Consider the following 21,811-nt stretch of genomic DNA (forward strand, 5'->3'; position numbering starts at 1 on the left):
AAGCCTCAGCGGGAATTGGACGCTGCTTGTTACAATGCTGCTAGTGCTGGAAGTTTTCCTGCCCCCACTTTTAGCTAACTCGGATCCTGCAACAAAGGTGCCGATATTTTGTTTCCAGATTGATTGGTAAATCCTGTTCATGATGGTTTTCCAAGTATGTTGCACGACTTGTTAATTGAGTAAATGCAGTTGTCTAGGTAAAGCGATCAGAAATACTTGACCAGCTGTAACCAAAACTGACCGTCTGAATCTGGTGCTGAAGAGGCTTCTTCATTACCCAACTTATGGGCGTAGTAAGACTTGACGGAAAAATTGTTGTAGTCGAACCAGTTCAACCCCACACCCGCTCCGCTCAGCGTTCGGCTATTATCAACATCATCCCACGGGTCTTTGTGAACAGTAACCGCGCCCGCATCGACAAAACCGATAAATTGCACGTGGCCAGGCACTTGTTCGGATAGGCTGGTCAGCAACATCCGGGCTTCAAGGGTGGCTAGATAGCCCTCATCGGCAAAGGCTTCACCTTGGGGATAGGCGCGCACGCCATACATACCGCCAAGTGACATTTTTTCCGAGATATCAAGATTGCCTGAGGCGAACTGGGCGCTTAACGAGCCGTAAAGAGAGAAGATGTCGTTAAGCTGCTGCAAACGCATGACGCTCAAACTCATCTTGTCGAAATGGCCGTTGCTTCTCGCGGTAATATCATCTACATCACGAACGGACGGCGTTTCAATGTCGATTTCCCCAGTATGCCAAGCGATAGAAGCGGCAGTCAGGCCTCCTGCACCCAATTCGTCGCGATGGTCACCATGAAGGCTCGTGGTCACCACATCGGCATTTTTTTCGCTAACCATAGGAAGGAAATCGTAGCGGTCTTCGAAGGTCTTGTGGTCGTAACTAAGCTGCGCGTAAAGATTGGTCTGGCGTGAACGAATCAGCGGGTAACGACCGAACACACTGGTAATTTGTGCATTACCTTCGGCTCCTAGGTCGCTAAAATTCTTGCCCAATTCATACTCAAGATGGCTATAAGCGACGCCAGCGGTCGCCTTGCCAAACTGCATCTGGTAGGCAGCTCTTGCATAATCAAGGCCGTCGAAGCTGCTCAGTACGCGAAGACTGGCGACATCGCCTCGTCCTGCAAGATTGTTGACATGAACTGTTCCGCCCAGGCGCTCTTCGCCGGTGTAATAGTTGCCTGCGTTATCGGCATCGATACTGCCTGTCACCCGCTGTCCGGGGGTAACATCGACGATCAGGTCAGCCGCGCCCACTGATTCACCCGGCACCAGGGTCGATTGGACGTTGACACCGGGAATGTCTGACAACAATAGAAGACGGTTCTCGAGAGGCGCTCGGTTGATCACTTCGCCACTGTCGAGGCCAATGAGCAGATCATTGGCCAGACCATCAGAGAGATTGCTCTGATTTCGTAGGGTGATATCACCGTAGCGCCCTTCCACCACGGTGATCGACACCACCCCATCTTCGATTTGTTGTGCAGGTAAGTAGGCTTGCGCGAGAAAATAACCGTTGCGATGATAAAAATCGGTGATCTTTGAGGCCATTCCCTGCAGCTCAAGTAGGCTGAGCTGTGTGCCTGGCCTAAAGTCGGTAAGGGCGAGCAGCGCCGTTTCGGAATACAGGCTCTGCCCGCTTAGCTGCAGTGAATTGACTTCGATCCTCGCCGTGCCGGCGGTTCCCGTCACCGGTGCCTGAGGCTGTTGCACATCTATTTCCGGGGCAGCTCTTTCCACGGTAGGGGAAGGGGGGATCAGTTGAAGCTGACCACCGGCACTAGGTAGCTCTCTACCAGGAAGTTGTGTGCCGGGAAGTTGGGCGGCAGCAATACCTGGAATTAGCGTGAGTATTGCTAAGGAAGTCAGCTTTTTATTCACTGTGTTCGCCTTGGTGTTTTCTATCCGCACTTAAGTCGGCAATAAGTTAAATTAATAAAGGTGGGGTTATGCGGAAAAACAGAGAAAATAAAGCACTGGTTAGAAACCTCATGCTTTAATAAGGCTGAACTTACTCTTCTTTGGACAATTTAGCACTCGTTATCGCACGCAGATTAACCAAAGGCAATTTTGATCCGTCTCCTGCTCCGCTTTTTCCGATAATCTAAGCTTGTACTAGGCATACAGGAAGGCCTATGAACACAGCATGAACCGACAAACAGCTTTGCCACGCAGATAACTGAGTTTTAGCCACTTGTGGCTTAGTGAAAATTTACGTTTCCAACGTCGTGCTGAAAGGGCCTGAGCTTAAATCCCTCGGTTGACCTATCTAACCTTTAGTAGCTCATTCCACTGTGTGGTGTAACGAGGCGTGCGCCGTTCACTGCGCAGCGCCCAAGCATTGCCTTTACGGGGTAAACCAAGTTGCACCGCCCCCTTTCCCAATTCCCTATTGAGCTTGTCCATCGTGGCCATCAGGCGCTCGCTACGCTTGGCCTCTTCGTCGGTTTGCGGGGTCTCAGTAAGTGTTAGCTGCCGGTTGGCCTTAGGGGATAGATCAACCAGCATGAGACCGGCTTTGTGATAGGCGTATCCTTTGCGCCAGAGTCGCCTTAGGCCTTGCACCGCAGCGGCGATAATCTCCCGGCTATCATCGGTAGGTCGCTCCAGGGATATCACGACACGTTGGCGGTATTGCGGTAAATCGGTACGAAACGGGTTGGTGCGGATAAACACCATGACGGCGCTGGTCACGCTGTGTTGCTTGCGCAGCTTTTCACCCGCCCTGGCGGCATGGTGTCGTAATGCTTCCCTTAGCTGATGGGGATCGTTTGTTAGTCGTCCAAACGAACGGGAGACCATGATCTGCTGTTTGGGCTGGCTCATGTTATCTAGCTGAATGGAAGGTTGCCCCCGCAATTCCCAGACAATGCGCTCCTGCACCACACTAAAATGCCGCCGTATGTGTTTCGGGTCTGCTTCACGGAGATCCCAGGCAGACTCAATGCCCATGACGCGTAACCGCTCGCCGGTGCGGCGTGCCACGCCCCATAGATCGGTCACCGGCAACTGCTTCAACAACGCCTTGGTAGACGGACTCTCAGCGAGTAACTTGCACACGCCTTGGTCTTTATATGCTGGGTGCTTTTTAGCGGCATGATTGGCAACCTTGGCGAGCACTCGCGTAGGTGCGAATCCTACCGACACCGGAATACCCGTCCACTGCTTAACGGTATCGCGCAGTGCTTGGCCCCGTTGCTCCAGCGTGTCTATCTCAAAGCCCTGAAACCCCACAAAGCTTTCATCAATGGAATACACCTCTACATGGGGTGAAAACTCACCCAGCACCTCGGTTACCCGCTGGGACATATCGCCATACAACGCATAGTTGCTGGATAGCAGCACGGCTTGGCGCCGCACATCTGGCGTTAACAGGTGCATCGCGGCCCCCATTTCCACACCCAGCGCTTTTAATTCGTTGGAGCGTGCAACGACGCAACCATCGTTATTAGATAGCACCCCCACGGGACGACCTTCCAATGACGGGCTGAAGACCCGCTCGCAGGAGACGTAGAAGTTATTGCAGTCAACCAGGGCCATCATGGCAGCGTGGCCCCTGGGAAGCTGTGAAGCACATGGGTCACGACGCCCCACACGTGGGATTCACGACCATCAATAGGAATCGGGGGATATGCAGGGTTACTGGCCCGAAGGTAGGTACGCTGACCCACTCGCTCCAAGCGTTTTACCGTGAGCTCACCGTCCACGCAGATAACGATGATGCGACCTGGCAGTGCTTCCAGACTGCGATCAACCACCAATAAGTCGCCATGGTGAATACCGTCGCCCAGCATAGAGTCGCCCTCCGACCTGACAAAGTAGGTCGCTGCCGGTCGTTTCACGACGTACTGGTGTAGATCCAGATCGGCATCCAAGTGGTCATCCGCCGGTGACGGAAACCCCGCGCGAACGGCACTGGAATAAAGCGGTAACGGTAATGACGAGGCCATGGCATCTGCCTGGCCCAGCAGTGACACATTCAATGACATCATAGGCTCCTTATTTAACTGTATAGATGAACAGTATCAATAAAGAGCCCCACTGAAGCAACCATTCAAAGGTCAACGCTAAAAAATTATAGACCTATATCACTCCTATGAATCCACCCACGAATCGCTTCGTGATGCATAGGAGTATTGCCAATGCCCCCACCATGTCAGCGCTGTGCCGCTACTCGCTTGATTAATCTTGATACCGCCCAACGCATTAGCGTTGTCAGCGGGTGTTTAGTGGGCGGTGCAATCGGCGCCTTACGCGCGACGGCGGCGACCTCATCGCTTTCACTGTCAACGGCGCGTTTTCCGCTCGCCAAACTCCCGGCAGCCATGATCGGTGCGATTACAGGAGGCCAGTCAGGTATCCGAGTAACGTCGTCGTTATTTGCCCAGTGGCTGCCACCCGGCACCGGCACCCCCTGGCTGTGCCTTGCCTGTGGGCACACCTTTCGACAGTCCTATCCCCCTTTGGCCGCGGCTCACTAAGTTGCGCCTGTTTGGTTTTTCCTTGTTCTCACTTACCGCATAGCGCTGGCCTTTGTCAGCGCTTTTTTTATGTCTGGAGACTCACTCATGGCTCATCTCGTTGAACAAATGGCTTACGTTGGTGCGGCCCCTTGGCACGGTCTGGGGCAACAGCTATCCCGTCAGCAACCGTTAGAGGTCTGGCAGCAACAGGCCGGTATGAACTGGCACATTGAAGAAGCCCCGGTGCGCTTTATTGCCGAGGGTGCCAGCCACCTCGGCAGCATTCACTCGTTCCCCGAGCAGAAAGTGCTCTACCGCTCAGATACCAAGGCACCACTGTCTGTGGTGTCCCAGCGCTACAAGGTGGTGCAGCCCGAAGATATTCTGGAGTTCTACCGTGATCTGACGGAGTACGCCGGTTATGAGCTGGAAACCGCTGGGGTGCTTAAAGGTGGGCGTAAGTTCTGGGCGTTGGCACGCAGTGGCTTAAGCACGTCGCTGAAAGGCCAGGATGAGGTCAATGATTACCTGCTGTTGGCCACGTCTTGTGACGGCACGCTGGCCACCATGGCGACCCCTACCACGGTACGTGTGGTGTGTAACAACACGCTGCAGATTGCCGTGGATGGCACGTCGCAGGCGGTGAAGGTTCCCCACCGGTCAGAGTTCGATCCCCGTGCGGTAAAAAGCCAGCTGGGTATTTCTGTTTCCCAATGGAACGACTTCATGTACCGCATGAAGGCGTTAGCGGAACGTAAGATCGATCACCGCGAGGCACAGCAGTATTTTCAGTCGGTACTCTGCGGTATCGATAAGCCGATAGACGACCCTTCCAAGCTGCCTAACTACCGAGCACTTAATAAGGTGCAGAAGCTTTACCACGGCGAAGGCCGCGGCTCCCACCTCGACACGGCCAAAGATACCGCCTGGGGACTGCTCAATGCGGTCACCGAGTACGTGGATCACGATAAGCGTGCGCGCAGTAACGATACCCGCCTGGATTCCGCGTGGTTTGGGCAAGGGGCGCAGCTCAAACAAGAGGCATTGGATGCTGCCTTGGCGCTGGTTTCTTAACTACGCACATGCCACTGCCCGCAGGCTATTAACGTAATGATAACCACACCCTCCACGGCATAGACGCCCAGCCCCTAAAAAGGCTGGGCGTTTTGCTGTGGGGCTTATGTTGCGAGGGACGACTATGCGCTTTATCTCTGATGCCATTGAAATGGCACTCATACGACTGACGAAACAGCTGTTAGATCACAACGCTCATAGCGCGACATCACTAGTGTGTGCCAAAGGCGAGTTTTACCGAGCGGAAGTACGCTTAGAGCGAATCGATCCTACCGACATTGCCTATCACTTACCCAATGAAACTGTTCACGCTCAGTGAGTTAACCACCGTATGGGCGTTATTCGCCCAGTGTTCTTCAATTGACGTTACAGGAGGTGCCCCGTGGCACAACGTACTCATGTAGTAAATCGCGAAGCAACGAACACATCCCTCCAGGCCGTTCCTGCTAATTCAACACCGGCGCTTGCCGATAGCACCGCGATCATTCAGGTGATCGAGCGTGCCGCGCTTAACCCCGACGTCGATATCGACAAAATGGAGCGCTTGCTGCAAATGCAGGAACGCGTGATGGATCGCCAGGCCATGATGGCCTATAGCACCGCCATGGCGGCGATGCAGACTGAGCTGCCCAGCATTGAAGAGCGGGGTAAAACTAACAACGGCTTTTACGCCACGCTGGAAGATATTGTCGATACCGTGCGTCCCATTATGCAGAAGCACGGCTTTGCGGTGAGCTTTCGTATTCAGACACAGGAACGCGGCATTCAAGTAACGGGTGTACTGATGCACAAGGATGGCCACCGCGAAGAGACCAGCATGCTATTGCCTGCGGATATGAGCGGTAACAAAAACGCGGTGCAGGCGTTTGGATCTTCTACCAGCTACGGCAAGCGCTATGTGTTGTCTGCACTGCTTAATATCACTACACGGGGCCAAGATGATAACGGGAGCGCTGCCGGTGGCATCAGGCTGGTAACGCCATTCCAGGCGGGGCAAGTTCAGCGGCTGATCAGCCAATGCCCAGCGACCACGCAAGAGTGGTTCAGCGGCAAGTACGGTTCGGCAGTGCAAGTACCCCAAAGTGACTTCGATAAGCTGCGGGCATCTCTTACTAAGCGCATCGTGAAATAACCCATTATCTAGCGCAATCAGCGGAGGTTGTTTATGCAAGTGCTCAACATGGAGCAAGGCTCCCCTGAATGGCTGGGGGCGCGCTTAGGGCGCATCACCATGTCGGAACTCAAGACCCTACTGGTCAACGGCAAAGGCCCCGGTGGATTTGGCACTGGGGCCTTGTCGTATATGCACCAACTGATTGGCGAACGCATCACTGGCGAGCTGGCCGAGCCGTTTCAAGGCAATGCTCACACCCGAAGGGGCCATGAGCTGGAAGGCGTGGCCCGAGAGCTTTACGTCGATGCCACCGGTGAGCCAGCGCCACAGGAAGTCGGCATCATCCTTAACCACGACGTCGGCTATTCGCCTGACAGCCTAGTCGGGGCTAATGGCTTGCTGGAGATCAAGACCAAGCTGCCCAAGTTCCAGATCGAGGTGCTGTTAAGCGGGGAAATACCAGCGGAACATGTGGCTCAGTGCCAGGGTGGGCTGTGGGTCAGCGAGCGAGAATGGATCGACTTTGTGAGCTACTGGCCGGGTATGCCGCTGTTTATCAAGCGCGCCTACCGCGACGACATTATGATCCGCACCATTGCAGAGCGGGTCGAGGCCTTTTATGAAGAGATGGAGCGGCGTATCAGCCAAGTAATGGCGGCGTGATCCAGCCACTGATCCAAAACACTCACACACTATTAACGACATAGATGCCGGGGCCACCACCCCGGTATTTTTATTTTTTTGGAGGTAACCATGACTCATTCCAAACTGAAAGCCGGTGAAGTGGCAGGCACTTATCACGTGACAGCGCCGGTCACCGAAACCGACATCATCACCATGGCCAAGCGCTTTGCGCGGCGTAAGCTCGCCAAAGGCCGCAAGATATCCCAGCCTTCGCAAGCGTTTGAGCATCTACAGCTACTGCTTCAGGATTATGAGTACGAGGTGTTCAGCGTACTTTTTCTCGATAGCCAACATCACGTGATCCGCTTTGAAGAGCTATTCCGAGGCACCATTGATTCTGCCAGTGTTTATCCACGCGAAGTGCTGAAAGCGGCACTGGCCTACAACGCCGCCGCTGTCATTCTCGTTCATAACCACCCTAGCGGCGATCCTGAACCTAGCGATGCAGATCGACGCATTACTGAGCGACTTAAAGAAGCACTTGGGCTGATGGAAATACGAGTGATTGATCATGTAGTGGTGGGGAGTGATGGGTGTAAGTCATTTGCGGAAATGGGGTATTTGTAGGTGAATGCTGAGATAAAATGGGGCTGCCCAGCGAGGCAGCTCCATTAATTAGGCAAACTTTGTTTTTTGGTTAAAACGGTAAACTGCCAAGAGCTGAATTTAAGACGACACTGATATAACGCCACATTTAGCTTCCGTAAAACTTAGGCAGCTACTGCAGAATTTGTTCTGCTTTCCCATAGATGAAAAGCATTCTTCTTAAATTACCTTGTGAACTAGTTTTGTCGCTGGGTTCTACCCAAACTGACATTGAGAAGGTGGTTCTTCCATTTCAAAAACTGTTCGATTACGGCCCTGTTTCTTGGCTCGATAGAGAAGCTCGTCAACTCTCTGCAAACTGTTATTCACGGTACTGGCGTTTGTCAGCGAACAAACACCAATGCTCGCGGTGATATGTAGGGGTAAAGGTGTGTCATCCAGCATGGGTGTGATGACCAGAAGTTGGTGAAGTCGCTCTGTAGCATATTGCGCCTCTTTCACCGTGGTCATCGGTAGCAAGACTAAAAACTCTTCTCCGCCCCAACGGCTAATGACATCAGCCTGGCGAAATGCTGTCTGACATAGCTCAGTAAAGCGTAAAAGCACCTTATCCCCCGCTTGGTGGCCAAGGGTATCGTTGACAAACTTGAAGTGATCTAGGTCGATGAGCATAAGCGAGGCGAAGTGAGTGCCGCGCTGGATCAGCGCCAGTTCTTGATTGAGACGCTGCTCAAAAGCCCGGCGATTGAGCAAGCCGGTAAGCGGGTCAGTACTGGCATACTTGGTCAGTTCGTGCCGCGTTATCTTGAGTTCACGTATTAATTCGGCTTGCTCGCGTTGGGCGAGCATCAGCTCCATGTGTGCCATCACTTGATTGGCGAGGGCTTGGAGCGCGAAGCGTTGGCGTTCCGTCAGCTCGCGGGGCTGGTAGTCGAGTACACAGAGCGTCCCCAGCGGATAACCATCGCTACTTTCCAGCAGCGCACCTGCGTAAAAACGCAGATGGGGTTCGCCGGTTACCAAGGGATTATTAGCAAAACGGGGATCCAGCGTCGTGTCGGTTACAATGAATAGCCCCGGTTGAAGAATGGCATGCGCACAGATCGAGATATCCAGTGGAGTTTCCCGCACGCCTAACCCTTTTTCTGCTTTAAACCATTGCCGATCGCGATCAATGAAATTAATAACAGCAATAGGAGCCTCACAAATTATTGAAACCACTTCAACAATGTCATCAAACGCTGGTTCCTCAGGGGTATCAAGGACCTGATAGTTGGCCAACGTCAATAAACGCTTCTGTTCCTGCTCGACTGGACAAAGCTTGACTTTTTTAGACATAAACAAAATTGCCTTTTAGTAAGGCCATCGTATTAATCATGGTTACCGGGGCATGTATCGTAATCTTGTAATAAATCATAGTAACGGCAGACTTATCCCTATCATACTTGGTATACCTGACATTCTTTAATTGATGACCTTCGACCCGGTAGGAAGCAGTAAAAATGATGCTAGGGATAATGGCAACGACCCTTATGCCAAATCCAAGTATTGAGCCGTTCATTGGTTGGCCGGGTTTACGGTAGCAATGGTTTTCAAATAATGTTCGAAGTCTTTCGGTGACAAAGGCCGACTGTAGAGGTAACCCTGAAATACATAGCAGTGCTCTTGTATCAAGAAATCTTGAATTTCTACTGTTTCTACGCCCTCAGCTAGCACGTCAAGACCCAAGCTGTTAGCAAGCGCAATGATCGTTTGGACGATAGCCACATCGTTGCTGTCGTCAGGAAGATCCTTAACGAAACTTTGGTCGATTTTGAGCACATCAAGCGGTAGCTGCTTGAGATAAGCCAGAGATGAATAACCAGTACCAAAGTCATCTAGAGCAAAGCTGATGCCCAATTTACGCAAGGCATGCATTCTTTCCACGGTCTGTTCCAGCTTATCGAGGAGAAGGGTCTCCGTCACTTCAAACTGGAGCTTGGTAGGATCGATTCCGGTCTCGTTGATGACGGTGACGACATCATTAACAAAATCTCCCTCATGGAACTGTCTTACGCTAACATTAACCGATATTTCCAAGTCGCCAAGAACATTCAGTTTCATCCAGTGTGCCATTTGCTCACATACTTTCTTAAAAATCTCCTTCCCAAGAATGCCGATTAAACCGATCTCTTCGGCAATAGGGATGAAGTCTCCTGGCGGGATAAGACCTTTCTCAGGATGAAGCCAGCGCACTAAAGCTTCTGCCCCCACACAACGCCCCGAACTGTCTATCTTAGGTTGATAATAAGGAATGAATTCATTCGCCTGAATCCCCGCTAGAATACCGCCTTCAAGCCATGCTCTTGCATCAGCTTTCGCTTGCATCACAGGATCAAATAGAACGACGGCATTGCGATTCCGATGTTTAACATCATAGAGGGCAAGGTCAAGGCGCTTCATCACCTCTTCCAAGCTGTCGCTGTCTAGCCCCACCAATGTGGCCCCGATGCTACAGGTACGTCGCATACCCAGACTCTCGGTTTCATAGGGTTCATTGAGTAGCGCACGCACTCTCTCTGCGGCTAGCTGAAGTTGATGGGTAGCTTCTTCTTGTAAAGGGGAAAGATGTTCCAGCAGAACCGTAAACTCATCGCCACCTAGACGTGCGACATGGAGCCCGTCATTTTCAAGGCTTTCGAGACGGCGGGCTACGGCTTTGAGAAGCTGATCCCCTCGATTATGCCCCCAAGTATCATTGAGGACTTTAAAGTGGTCCAAATCAATGAGCATCACCCCTGCGTAAGCTTTGGTTTTATGCTGGGTTGTAATGATGCTATCAAGCCGTTTCTGGAAAAGTCGACGATTAGGCAAATGCGTCAGCGTGTCGTGAAATGCCAAAAACTCAATCTGCGCTTCGCTCCGTTTTCGGTCTGTCACATCGCGGAAATAGACCGAAAGCCCTTTGTTTGATGGGTAAGCGTGAATTTCAAGCCACGTGTCTAAAACAGCAAAAAAATATTCGAAGTGCCGAGTAGCCTGCTCGGTCATTGCCTGACGAAACTCGTCACCAGCGTGAGATCCAGTTATTTCGGGAAAAATCCCCCAAAGAGGTTGGTTTAGTACGACATCACGAGGCTTGGCTAATAATCGTTCGGCTTCAATATTGAAATATTGAAAATTCCAATGCCTGTCCAGCGTAAAGAAACCGTCGGTGATGCTCTCCAACGTTTGCGTCAGCGTGTTGGCTGACTGAGTAAGCTCCTCCTCCAATACTTTACGGTCATGGATGTCCAGCCCACTGCCATACCACTTGTTGACTTGGCCGTGCTCATCAAGAGCGGGCACGGCACTGACCCGATACCAGCGATAGTAATTATCGCTTTTGTGATATAAGCGAAAATCGATGTGATAGTTTTTTTGCGTAGCAACGGCATCTCCCCACACCTTTTTGCACCGTGCCACATCATCGGGATGGAGGGCATGAATCCACTTTCCCTCAAGTAATACACCATTGCTGATGCCGGTGACCTCTTGAAGACGACGATTAGCATAATCTAGACGACCATCGGCGTCAGCAGTCCAAACAATCGTTGGCATCGCCTCCGAAAGCTGCCTGAACCTTTCCTGACTATGCACCAAACTCTGTTCAACGCGGCGTTGATCAGTGATATCTTGAAAAGCGCCCTGAACCTTAAAGACCGCATTGGCCTCATCACTTATACAAGCCCCAATGACGCGAACCAGCCGCTGATTGCCTTTAGCTGTGAGGATCTCGGCTTCCTCATCGAAAGGCATGCCCGTACTTATGCAGGCTCGCCCCCGTTCAGCAATACGCTGCTGATGCTTGGGTAGATAAAAGGCGAGCGCTTCATCGAACGTTAACCGGGAGCCATAAGGCAGTTCATGGATGTCGCATACCTCATCCGAAAAGTGCAGTTTATTACTCTGCGCGTCGTAGCTCCATCCTCCCAGATTAGCCATTTGACCAGCAATTGATTGCAAGTGAGTAACCTGCCGTCTTTCTCGTTGGTCACGTTCTCGTCGTGTAGCCGAAGCCAACGTATGAGTGAGACTCGATAGCCCCTGTAATCCACTGTCATTAAGCGGCGTCTGGCCCTTATTAAAGACATATAGCAGACCCCAGCATCGGTTTGGCTCTTGTATCGGGATGCATAGGGCCTTAGTGAGCTGAGGCCACTTTTTTAACGTCTCACGCAGCGTTGACGGAAGTTCATCGATAGCACACTCACTATTTTCCATTGCAGCTGTGGCAAGCATGTCGCCGTTCAGCGTTAGATTCTCTGGCCAGACTATGTTTAGCGTGCTGGTGGCCGCCACCACGGTGCCTTGATGTCTCGACGAATCTAATTCGACCAGCAGCGCCGCCTCGAAGCCGAAGAGGTTAATGGTCAATTCGACCGTCTGCCGGTAAAGCTCGTTAAGAGACGCGCCCTTTAGCCCCGCCTGACCAAATGCTGCCAGTGAAGCTTGTAGCTGCGCATGAAAGGCCATTGACTGTTCTGTCTTTTTTCGCTCGCTAATGTCGATTACCGAGGCGAGTGTGTGTGGCACACCATCAATCGTTATTGGGGCAAGCCCGACTTCTAATGGAAAAAGGCTCCTATCTTGACGCTGCCCCTGAAGTTCTCGTTGCGGCATCATTAAGCGTGCCTTTGGGTCTCGTGCAAAGTCATGACGATGATGGGGGTGCTGTGCCCTAAACTTTTCGGGCACAAGCATATCAACCGGCACCCCTTTCAGTTTGCCAGGCAAGTAACCGAAAGCCTGCTCAGCGATCTTATTGGCGGATTCGATGAGACCACCGGGGCCTGTTAACATCAAGCCAACCGGGGCGGCTCGCAGTATCGCTTCCATATGCTGTAGGCGCGCTGAGTTGGCGTTAACAACACGCTGGATGGAAACGTAGAGTGCTCTATTATCTGCCTTATCTCGCACATGAGAGATGCTCCACTCGACTTGATAGGGAATACCGTCCTTGCGATAGTTGATGGTGGAACCTAAAAAGGGTTCCTGACATATCAAGGACTCGCGTAATGCCTCCAATACCTTCGGATCTGTTTCAGGCCCTTGAAGCATGCGAGGTGTTTGCCCGAGAAGCTCCTCAACCTCATAGCCTGTCATACGGCAGAAGGCAGGGTTGGCATAGAGAATACGTGGACCAGGAAGCTCAAGCTCGGTGGTGGTGACGATCACAGCATCAGGTGAGTTCCACATCGCTGCTTCGAAGAGCGAGCGGTCCCAGGCGTGAAGCATTGGATCGTCGGATAAGTTCATAACAGATGCCTTCGTATGCGAGAGTTCGGTTTCTAAACAACATTTTTTGCTTTCTACGAAAATGGTCCCGACTACCTATGATTGACAAAGGGTACCCATTCATCATCCCCAGGCGAGGACGTTAAAGGTTTTGGTAAAGACCTATAAGCAGACGATGGAATACTTGATCCAGAACGACTGGTTTCGGCCGTCAACTCTCGCCCGTTGGGCTTAGTACGAAACGCACGAATGGCATTGACCAGTTGTATTGTCTGACTCTCTAGTGCTTTGGTCGCATCGGTGGTTGATTGCAATTGCAGAGCACTTTGTTGAAGACTTTGTTCCATCTGATTGATAGCATCGCCAATTTGTGAAATGCCATGACTTTGCTCGCGAGAGGCGGCGGTAATCTCTTCCATAATCGTGTGTACTTGACGACTAGCGACTTCCACACGGCCAATTGCAGACTCGGTTTCCGAGACTACTTGAGACCCTCTCTCTATTTCCTTATGAGACGTGTTGATGAGGCGATGAACCTCTTTGGCGGCGTCTGATGATCGACTTGCTAAATTGCGCACTTCTGCGGCAACGACCGCAAATCCTCGACCTTGCTCTCCTGCACGGGCGGCCTCAACGGAAGCATTGAGGGCAAGAATATTCGTCTGAAAAGCAATGGAGTCTATCGTTGACACCATTTCGCTCATTTGCTGGGCGCTGGCAGCAATCGCAGACATTCGCTGAACAACCTGGTTCATGGCTTCACCAGCTGACTCAACCTCCTTTACATTAGAGAGTGAGAGCACGCTGGCTTGATGAGCATTGTCCGCGTTTTGCTTCACCGTAGCGGTTAGCTCTTCAGTACTGGCAGCTGTTTCCTGTACAGATGCAGCCTGATCGTCGCTGCGCAGGCCAATTTCCTCGTTGCTGGTGCGAATGTTGGATACGGCTGGTCGTACTTTGTTGATTCCGGCATTCACGTCTTCAACAATTCCGCTAAGCCCTTTCTTCATGGAGGAAAGCGCTTCCATTAATTCGCCGATAGCATCATGACCATGCTCTGGCACACCCACGGTGAGGTTGCCAGCTGCCACTTGCAGCACAAAACGCCGCGACTCGCTCATGGCCTTGGCCACCCGCCGCTGTTGGGTCAAACCGAGCACAACAACAATCAGCGCCATGATACCCGCCACAGCTAAGACGAGAGGGTTGTTGTCTCTCAAGCCTTGAGGAATGGCAAACGCCATAATGCTGGCTAGCGAAAAGGCGGTTAACCAATATGTGTGGGCCTTAGTGGATACCACGTTAAGTCGACCAAGGGAGGCTAGAAAACCTCTGCGCAGTACAAGTCCCCGGTAAAGTCGATATCGCTTGCCCGCTCCCTCACGCCATTCACGATAGACACGTTCAGCATGTTCGACTTCCTTAGGCTCTGGGCGAACACGAAGAGAAGCATAGCCAATTATATTTCCAGCTTCTTCAATAGGTACAACGTTAGCGCGTACCCAGTAATGGTCACCATTTTTACAACGGTTCTTGACCAATCCCGTCCATACATGGCCCAGTTTGATGGTGTTCCAGAAATCAGCAAACGCGGCAGGAGGCATATCGGGATGTCGTACGAGATTGTGATCGGCATCAATCAGCTCATCCAAACTGAACCCGCTGATCCTGACAAAAGCCGGATTAGCGTAGGTAATTTTGCCCTGAAGGTTGGTACGCGAGATCAGCAAATCAGATTCGCTGAGCTGAACTTCGCTCTGAGTCACAGGAAGGTTTGATCGCACGGATGAGCCTCGATTACGAGTGGTCAATCTTAATGAGTATTTTTGTAAATCTTATCGATCATTAAAAATACTTTGAACTTGGTACTAAAGTCGGACGGTAATTCATACTTAAAATAATAATTTGATCTGTGTCAAGAAGTACGCAAATAACATTATTCTTGTGAGTAAATTACGTCTACTATAAAAGTGTTAGTCAAATGCTTATCTACATGCATTATTTGTATGAGCTTTGGAAAGGTTAAGCCGTTACTTATTTAGGCTAGACACTTTGCAAAGCGTCTGTTGCCAGATAGTCCGCGCGCTCTACAAGCGTTCCAAAATCAAATATAAAATTTTTTGAGTAAATTTTCCGCTTTCTAACATTAGTAGGAAGTGCTCATTCCCAACGACCCGTACAGCGGTTTGCTAATTCATATCAATGGGCTCTAAGAAACGAAATACTCTGCCAATTACTTCACTAACGTAGCATGCGCGCCTCGCAAAACGTTATGGTCATCAGCGACAATGTGTCTGCGCTTAAGCTTCCAAATATGCCATCAGAACTCTTCCCATTCATCCGACGAGAGTCTATGCGATGAGTCGTTATGAGAACGTTGTTGTTTCGGTGTGGACGACGCTACCTGAGTGGCGCCAATGCCAATTCTAAAACGTTCTTCAAACCTGCCCGCTTCAGCACTACTCCTTGATGATTCGGCGTTGTATTGGCCTGCCGTCAGCTGAAAAACGGCCACGGCGGCTTCCAGACGATCAGCCTGCTCATCCAATGAAGCCGACGCCGACGACGCCTTCTGAACGAGGGCGGCATTCTGCTGTGTTACTTGATCCATCTCGCCGACGGCTTGGGCGACCTGTTCAATACCGTCGCTTTGTTCCTGGGAGGCAGCGGATATTTCGTCCATGATGTCGTTAACGCGACGAATCGCACTAACCACTTCTGTCATCGTACTGCCTGTCTGCTCGACCAAGGCTGAGCCTTGCTGGACTTGGGCCACCGAACTCTCAATGAGCGTTCTGATTTCTTTCGCCGCTTCTGAGCTACGGCTAGCAAGATTACGTACTTCGCTTGCGACCACGGCAAACCCTCGGCCTTGCTCTCCTGCACGGGCGGCCTCAACGGAAGCATTGAGGGCAAGAATATTGGTCTGAAAGGTAATAGAGTCGATAACACTGATAATATCCGACACCTGCTTTGAGCTGCTGGCAATGTCATGCATAGTTTTCACCACACGAAGCACCTCATCACCACCTCGCTCGGCGGTGCTCGACGCTTGTTGAGCTAAGCCGCTGGCCTGCTTTGCGTTCTCAGCGTTCTGTTTTACCGTTGCGGTCATCTCTTCCATGCTAGCAGCGGTCTGCTGAAGAGCAGAAGCCTGCTCCTCTGTCCGTGAAGAAAGATCAGCATTGCCCCTGGCTATCTCGCGCGTGCCAACATGAATCGAATTAGCGCTCTCACGCACACTGAGAATAACGCTAGATAAATTGTCGACCATACGTTTCATGGCAAATAGCACGCTACCATCATCCTTGTCTGTGCGGGTTTGGATGACGATATCTAGGTTCTGGTTTGCTACCTGGCTCGCTATATTCGCTACGCGAGCAGGCTCGGCGCCCAGTTGGCGACTGAGACGGGAAATAATATACCAGGCCAATAAAATGCCTATCACCAGTACGACCGCGATGGCGGCAATGAATGCCAATCGCATCGTATCGTATTGCGCCAACCCTTGATTGTATTCACGCTCTGCCACGTTGAGCTGAACCGTCATGAGTTCATCGAACTTCTCAGATACAGGATCAATACTTTGGTAAAGGTTATTCACGATAAGATCATCTAAAGCAGCAAAGTCCTGCCGTTGAATGATATTTGCTAACTGTGCTTCTACATTATTAGCGCTTTCGAGCAACGGTTTTAGCTCCGTAACTAGGCGTTCTTCTGCTGCAACCAACTCCGTGCCCAAATAGGCTTGCCACTCTTGTGTAATCGTGACTTGTGCCTCGGCCAAATTACGGGATGCTTGTTCCCACTGAATATTCCCGTTGCTAACTTTATGAGCGGTATCAACGATATTGATGGCATATGCCTCGACGATGGTCGATAGCTGTTTTACAGGCACCACGCGGTCTTCATAGACCGTTTTGAGGCTATCCAGCGTGGCTTTTTTCCCCGTCACTCCTAAGGTGCCAATGATCAGTATGGCAATACTAAAGACACCCACTAATACTGCCAGCTGATGCGATACCTTCATATCGTTAAGCATTAGTAATAACCTTTTTTATTACTAAAAATAATTAATTTCCCAATAATAAATTAGCACTATTACTGATGCTTTTACACTAAAGAAAAATTAAAATTCAATAAAAATCCGCGAATCTTTAGTTTAACAATAAAAAAAATTATTTTTAGACTAAAATCGCATAAAGGAAGTAATCTATAATGTTTTTTGAAGCCTGAAAACACTTAAAAGCTAGCATTGCAGTCATTGCTAAATAAGCTACAGTGTATATTGAAAATTTAGATCTGATCACAAAGTGAAGAATGCAGGAGCCGGATCTTCCTTTCTCAATATTCGTAGATGACCTGACTGTCCGGTTAGGCTCAATTTGACCTTACCTAGCAATAGTAAACACAGGGTTTAAGCGAACATTTGGTTTCAAAAAAGATAGGGAGATGGCCATGGCAGGGAAAAAATTTATTCTATTGGTCTGATTGAAGACGAAAACATCAGTAACGAGCTTGGCAGCGCCACCGTCAGCAGCAGTAAGCTCTGAGGTCAGCACATGAGATCGCTACAATAGTTATGGCTGTAGTATTAAGGTATCAAAAGGTTTTGGTAGTTATCCACGTGCCCATATTCACCGGGAAGGGACTTACCGGGCGCACATGCAGAACATCTAAAAGACTGCTTTGGATCAAAAGCTGCGCCGACGTTACACAAGAAAACTGGCACAAGTGGTAATTGAAAAACCATTAAAACCTCACCCTCTCCGCATTCTCCCTTAACCACTCACGGCACTGAGGATAGTCCGCCATCACCCGCCCCATCTCATTCCAGAACTCAGGGGAGTGGTCGTGGCGGATAAGGTGGCAAAGCTCGTGCATCACCACGTAATCCACCATGCGGTTGGGGGCCATCATGATCTGCCAGTTAAACTCCAGCTTGCCCTTGGCGGTGCAGCTCCCCCAGCGTGATTTGAACGTGCGAATGCCTATGTCCATTGGTGATACACCGACCACCGGGGCGAAGCGCGTCACTTTCTCTTTTATTTTTTGTTCGGCTTGGCGTTTGTACCAGCGCACCAGGGCGTTGCGCACCATGGATTGGCGTTGTGTACTTTGGGGTAGCGTGACCAGCAGCCTGCCGTGTAGCAGCTTTACCGGGGCAAAGGCACCGGTTTCTATCTTGAGGCGGTAGTGGCGGCCTAGATAGGGAAAGGCTTCGCCGGAGACAAACTCTCGGCTACTGGCAGGCGCAGCCAACTGGTGTAGGGCCATTTTTTCTTTGATCCAGCGCCGCTTGTTGGCCAGCAACTGATCGATCTTTTCTAGCGAGGTGTCGCTGGGCACTACGATAGACACCGCGCCTTCTTCCACTCGGATATCCGCCGATTTACGGCGATTGGTGCGGATGATTTCGGCAATAAAACCCGAGGCCACTCGGTATTCGGTTGGATGCGCCATAGCGGTCATGGGGTTGCTTTACCGAAACGGTGCTTGGCTAGTTCCATAAAGCGGTCTTGCACGACGGTGGCCAGGGCCTTGTCCGCGAAGGAGCCGTCTAAAACGGCTCGTTTGATCTCTTTTTTCATGCGCTTGACCTGATCCTGCTTATCGAAAAAGTCGACGATCTGGGTGGCTTCATCAAACATATCCACAAGGTGCTGGCTGATCGCTTTGATCTCATCATGCACCGCTTCGCTAATGGCATCTTCCCCGGCGTGGTGGGTCACTTCCGCCATCAGGATGTTGTAGAACGCGAACTCGGTTTCACTCAGCCCTAGGGCATCGGCTTCTTGCTTATGCTCGGTGTCGATGGTGCTGACCATCTGCAGCAGTAGTTCTAGCTGCTGATCCCACTTGCCTGCCGTTTTTTCGATGATATCGCGTAGGCGTAGGCTGAGCGATTTGTAATACTCGGGGTCTTCTTCCAGGTTGACGGTGATGTGGTGCTTGATCGCACTCTCAATCTCGGACGCTTTAGATTCCGGGGATTTGATCTGCTCCACGGTTTGTTTGAAGTTGGCGTCCATCAAATCGACCGGTGGAATCTTGGGGTCGACGCCTGTGCTGATGATGTGGTCTTCCACCAGCTTACGCACTTTCTCCCCTACATCGGCAAGGTTAAGGCCTGGATCGCGGTAGCGGTTTCTTGCGGCGTTCTGTACCTTACCCCAGAATTTTAGATCAGGCACAAACGGCTTGGCAGCCGTATCGGGCAAGATGATATCCATCTGCTTAGCAAAGGCTTTATAGGCCAGCTCAAACTGCTGGCGTTTGTCTTCGTCTTTGAGAAACAGGACGTAGGCATCGATATCCTTCTCTTTCAGCCCTGCAAATAGCTTGGCCACCCGCGTATGGGCCGCTTTAAGTTTGGGGATCTCGTCTTTCAGGCTATGGTAAGTGCCTTCCGCGTCATCGTTACTGAACATCTCCAGCGCTTCGGTGAGCTGGTCGGATAACCCGTAGTAATCGACGATAAAGCCTGCTTGCTTTGCCCCCTTACCATTAGGGGAAGAGCAGGTGCGGTTAACCCGCGCAATCGCCTGCATCAGCGTGTGGTCTTTTAGACTGCGGTCGATGTACATCGCCTGGGCAATCGGCGCATCAAAGCCGGTGAGCAGCATATCCTTCACGATCAAAAAAGCCGTTGGGTCTTCACTTAACGGTTTGGTGAAGTTGCCGATGACCTGTTTCTGGCGGGCTTTATCGGTGTACTGCGCCAAATAAGCGGGGTCGTTGTGGCTGCCGGAAACGATAACCTCAGAAGGCGGGGCATCCAGTTCGTCTAAGGTTTTCTTGAATAAGGTGGCGGCGTAGCGGCTACCCACCACAATCATCGCCTTAAAGCCGTTGGGCTGAATATGCTCCCGGTAGTGTTTCAGCAGGTCGATACATACCCAGCGGATGCGGGCAGGTGCCTCGCGTATCGCGCGTTCCACCCCGTACTTTTTCTTGATCTCTTTTTTTTCGTCGTCGCTGTAATCGCGAAAGTACTCTTCGAAAAGCGAATCCAGCGAATCGCCTACTACATCGGTCAGTACCTGACGGCCTTCGTAGAGAATACGCACCGTGGCCCCATCAGCCACGGCTTCGTTGATTTTATATTGATCAATATAGCCACCAAACGCCTGGTTCATTTTCTGGGTTTTCAGCAAGGGCGTGCCGGTAAAGCCGATCTTGGGGGCATTGGGTAGTGCGGCGTTGATGGTGGCAGCGAGGTTACCAAACTGGGTGCGGTGGGCCTCATCGGCCAGCACAATCACTTTATCGCTGGGGTTTAGGTTGGTGAAGTCGCCCTCGGCTTCGGCTTCCTGAAATTTCTGCACCATGGCGGTGACGATATCGGATGAATCGCGCTGTAACAGGGTTTTCAATTTTGCGACGGAACTGGCGTTGTGCACAGTTTCATTCTGGGCATCGCGGAAGGTAGCGGAGAGCTGGTTATCCAGCTGTGTACGGTCGGTGACGAACACCAGCTTATATTGCTGGAGTTCTGGGTCGCGACGCATCTTCACCGCCAGCATGACCATGGTGAGCGACTTACCTGAGCCTTGGGTATGCCACACTACCCCAGATTTTTCCTTACGATCCCTACCTACTTTAAGGCGCCCAATGACCTTATTCACTGCGCGGTACTGCTGATAACGGGCAATTTTTTTGATCAATCGCCCGTCCACGGCTTCAAATAGCGTGAAGTTTTGGATCAAATCAAGAAAATGTGCGGGCGAGAAAAGCCCCGCTAAGAGACGTTCTTGGGCGTTGATTTCTGTGTCGGCCGATAGGCCTGCTGCAACACGCTGCGCTTCTAGCAGGTAAGCCGGAGAGGGTACATCCGTTACTTGATAGGCAGTGGCGGCAGGTAGTGATTGCGGTGCTGCCTGAGCAGTAGCGCGCGACTGGCGGATATCGGCATCGGTAAACGGGTAGGCGTCTTTCCAATCGCCATAATGCTGAGCGCTTGAGCTAATCGTACCGACCCGAGCCTGATCCCGGCAGGTCGATACCATGAGCTGGTTGTACCAGAAAAGCTTTTGAGCGCCTTCTTCATCTTCGGGGTAACGTAGGTTGGCGTAGCGCCGTAACTGATCAATACCTTGCGCTAGGGCATCGGCAATATAAGGCGACTTACACTCAATCACCGCCAACGGCAGGCCGTTCACGAAGCAAACGATATCCGGGATGATGTTCTGATTGAGGCCTTCAATCTTGAATTGGTTGGTGCAGAGAAAGTCGTTGTTGTCAGGCTGCTCGAAATCGATGATTTTGACCGTCTGGCCCTTTCGCCCCTTACCTACATCCTGCTCTACCGACAGATAGTTGACCAACTGCTGATAGGTGGCGTGGTTGTACTCCATCAGCCCTGCGTGGTGGGGGTGAGTAATTTCACGCATCACCTTGCGCAGGTTCTCTTCGCTGATCCAGGGGTTTAAGCGCCGCAGAGCAGCCTCAAGCCGTTTAACGAGCACGACATCGCGGTAGTAGCCACGTTCACCAGTAGAAGGGGCACCGTCAATCGGCAGCACAGGGGATAAATTTGCCCCAGGAACATAACGCCACCCCAGTTGCTTAAGCTGGGCAATAGCAGGTAGCTCGACCTTTTCGACTTCATCCTGAAACAAGGTAAGTATCCTTTGTCATGCTTTTTGCTCAGC

General features: G+C 51.3%; 15 protein-coding genes and 1 pseudogene. 6 read left to right on the forward strand and 10 right to left on the reverse strand.

What is annotated here, in order from left to right; genetic code table 11:
• Nucleotides 1-6: 6 nt before the first annotated feature.
• The 4 genes and pseudogenes from ELY33_RS18350 to ELY33_RS02205 all read right to left on the reverse strand — a co-directional run.
• Nucleotides 7-141, reverse strand: a pseudogene (locus tag ELY33_RS18350) (ESPR domain-containing protein); the annotation flags it as partial.
• A 65-nt stretch (nt 142-206) separates the two neighbouring features.
• On the reverse strand, nt 207-1,901 hold the full coding sequence (locus ELY33_RS02195) for a ShlB/FhaC/HecB family hemolysin secretion/activation protein (RefSeq protein WP_208644188.1): 1,695 nt from the start codon (nt 1,899-1,901) through the stop codon (nt 207-209).
• A 384-nt stretch (nt 1,902-2,285) separates the two neighbouring features.
• Nucleotides 2,286-3,563 (reverse strand): Y-family DNA polymerase, encoded by a 1,278-nt coding sequence (locus ELY33_RS02200; RefSeq protein ID WP_126943236.1) that lies wholly within the window; start codon nt 3,561-3,563, stop codon nt 2,286-2,288.
• Nucleotides 3,560-4,009 (reverse strand): LexA family protein, encoded by a 450-nt coding sequence (locus tag ELY33_RS02205; protein ID WP_126943239.1) that lies wholly within the window; start codon nt 4,007-4,009, stop codon nt 3,560-3,562. The genes ELY33_RS02200 and ELY33_RS02205 overlap by 4 nt, the downstream gene beginning before the upstream one ends.
• 153 nt (nt 4,010-4,162) lie before the next feature.
• Between ELY33_RS02205 and ELY33_RS02210 the strand changes: the two genes are divergently transcribed.
• The 6 genes from ELY33_RS02210 (at nt 4,163) to radC (ending at nt 7,922) form a co-directional block, all read left to right on the forward strand.
• A complete protein-coding gene (locus ELY33_RS02210) occupies nt 4,163-4,501 on the forward strand; it encodes a hypothetical protein (RefSeq protein WP_126943242.1) in 339 nt (112 codons plus the stop codon).
• A gap of 87 nt (nt 4,502-4,588) precedes the next feature.
• Nucleotides 4,589-5,557, forward strand: coding sequence for a DUF932 domain-containing protein (locus ELY33_RS02215; RefSeq protein ID WP_126943245.1), 969 nt, complete (start codon nt 4,589-4,591; stop codon nt 5,555-5,557).
• Between the two features lie 124 nt (nt 5,558-5,681).
• Nucleotides 5,682-5,876, forward strand: a complete 195-nt coding sequence (locus ELY33_RS02220) for a hypothetical protein (protein WP_126943248.1) — start codon at nt 5,682-5,684, stop codon at nt 5,874-5,876.
• 63 nt (nt 5,877-5,939) lie between these two features.
• Nucleotides 5,940-6,689: an ERF family protein gene (locus ELY33_RS02225; RefSeq protein ID WP_126943251.1), complete on the forward strand. Its 750-nt coding sequence runs from the start codon at nt 5,940-5,942 to the stop codon at nt 6,687-6,689.
• Between the two features lie 33 nt (nt 6,690-6,722).
• Entirely contained in the window at nt 6,723-7,334 is a 612-nt protein-coding gene (locus ELY33_RS02230) for a lambda exonuclease family protein (protein WP_126943254.1), read from the forward strand.
• Between the two features lie 174 nt (nt 7,335-7,508).
• Nucleotides 7,509-7,922 (forward strand): RadC family protein, encoded by a 414-nt coding sequence (radC, locus tag ELY33_RS02235; protein WP_479694251.1) that lies wholly within the window; start codon nt 7,509-7,511, stop codon nt 7,920-7,922.
• Between the two features lie 234 nt (nt 7,923-8,156).
• Here the strand turns inward: radC and ELY33_RS02240 are convergent, their stop codons facing one another.
• The 6 genes from ELY33_RS02240 to ELY33_RS02265 form a co-directional block, all read right to left on the reverse strand.
• Nucleotides 8,157-9,239 (reverse strand): sensor domain-containing diguanylate cyclase, encoded by a 1,083-nt coding sequence (locus tag ELY33_RS02240; RefSeq protein WP_126943260.1) that lies wholly within the window; start codon nt 9,237-9,239, stop codon nt 8,157-8,159.
• Between the two features lie 219 nt (nt 9,240-9,458).
• Nucleotides 9,459-13,178 carry an EAL domain-containing protein gene (locus ELY33_RS02245; RefSeq protein WP_126943263.1) on the reverse strand — a complete coding sequence of 1,240 codons (3,720 nt, stop codon included), beginning with the start codon at nt 13,176-13,178 and terminating at the stop codon, nt 9,459-9,461.
• A 71-nt stretch (nt 13,179-13,249) separates the two neighbouring features.
• On the reverse strand, nt 13,250-14,941 hold the full coding sequence (locus ELY33_RS02250) for a methyl-accepting chemotaxis protein (protein ID WP_167470030.1): 1,692 nt from the start codon (nt 14,939-14,941) through the stop codon (nt 13,250-13,252).
• 536 nt (nt 14,942-15,477) lie between these two features.
• Nucleotides 15,478-17,199: a methyl-accepting chemotaxis protein gene (locus ELY33_RS18185; protein ID WP_279629860.1), complete on the reverse strand. Its 1,722-nt coding sequence runs from the start codon at nt 17,197-17,199 to the stop codon at nt 15,478-15,480.
• Nucleotides 17,200-17,909: 710 nt separating this feature from the next.
• Complete coding sequence (locus tag ELY33_RS02260; protein ID WP_244208546.1) at nt 17,910-18,629, reverse strand: M48 family metallopeptidase; 720 nt, start codon at nt 18,627-18,629, stop codon at nt 17,910-17,912.
• Nucleotides 18,626-21,778, reverse strand: coding sequence for a type I restriction endonuclease subunit R (locus ELY33_RS02265; protein WP_126943268.1), 3,153 nt, complete (start codon nt 21,776-21,778; stop codon nt 18,626-18,628). Before ELY33_RS02265 ends, ELY33_RS02260 begins: the two co-directional genes overlap by 4 nt.
• Nucleotides 21,779-21,811: the final 33 nt, after the last annotated feature.

Source organism: Vreelandella andesensis, from assembly GCF_003989795.1.
Taxonomy (GTDB): domain Bacteria; phylum Pseudomonadota; class Gammaproteobacteria; order Pseudomonadales; family Halomonadaceae; genus Vreelandella; species Vreelandella andesensis.

Coding starts and splice junctions, on each gene's coding strand:
- ELY33_RS02240 (WP_126943260.1), bottom strand. CDS start 9,239: ATGTCTAAAAAAGTCAAGCTTTGTCCAGTCGAGCAGGAACAGAAGCGT.
- ELY33_RS02200 (WP_126943236.1), bottom strand. CDS start 3,563: ATGATGGCCCTGGTTGACTGCAATAACTTCTACGTCTCCTGCGAGCGG.
- ELY33_RS02220 (WP_126943248.1), top strand. CDS start 5,682: ATGCGCTTTATCTCTGATGCCATTGAAATGGCACTCATACGACTGACG.
- ELY33_RS02210 (WP_126943242.1), top strand. CDS start 4,163: ATGCCCCCACCATGTCAGCGCTGTGCCGCTACTCGCTTGATTAATCTT.
- ELY33_RS02205 (WP_126943239.1), bottom strand. CDS start 4,009: ATGTCATTGAATGTGTCACTGCTGGGCCAGGCAGATGCCATGGCCTCG.
- ELY33_RS02245 (WP_126943263.1), bottom strand. CDS start 13,178: ATGAACTTATCCGACGATCCAATGCTTCACGCCTGGGACCGCTCGCTC.
- ELY33_RS02260 (WP_244208546.1), bottom strand. CDS start 18,629: ATGACCGCTATGGCGCATCCAACCGAATACCGAGTGGCCTCGGGTTTT.
- ELY33_RS02230 (WP_126943254.1), top strand. CDS start 6,723: ATGCAAGTGCTCAACATGGAGCAAGGCTCCCCTGAATGGCTGGGGGCG.
- ELY33_RS02215 (WP_126943245.1), top strand. CDS start 4,589: ATGGCTCATCTCGTTGAACAAATGGCTTACGTTGGTGCGGCCCCTTGG.
- ELY33_RS18185 (WP_279629860.1), bottom strand. CDS start 17,199: ATGCTTAACGATATGAAGGTATCGCATCAGCTGGCAGTATTAGTGGGT.
- radC (WP_479694251.1), top strand. CDS start 7,509: ATGGCCAAGCGCTTTGCGCGGCGTAAGCTCGCCAAAGGCCGCAAGATA.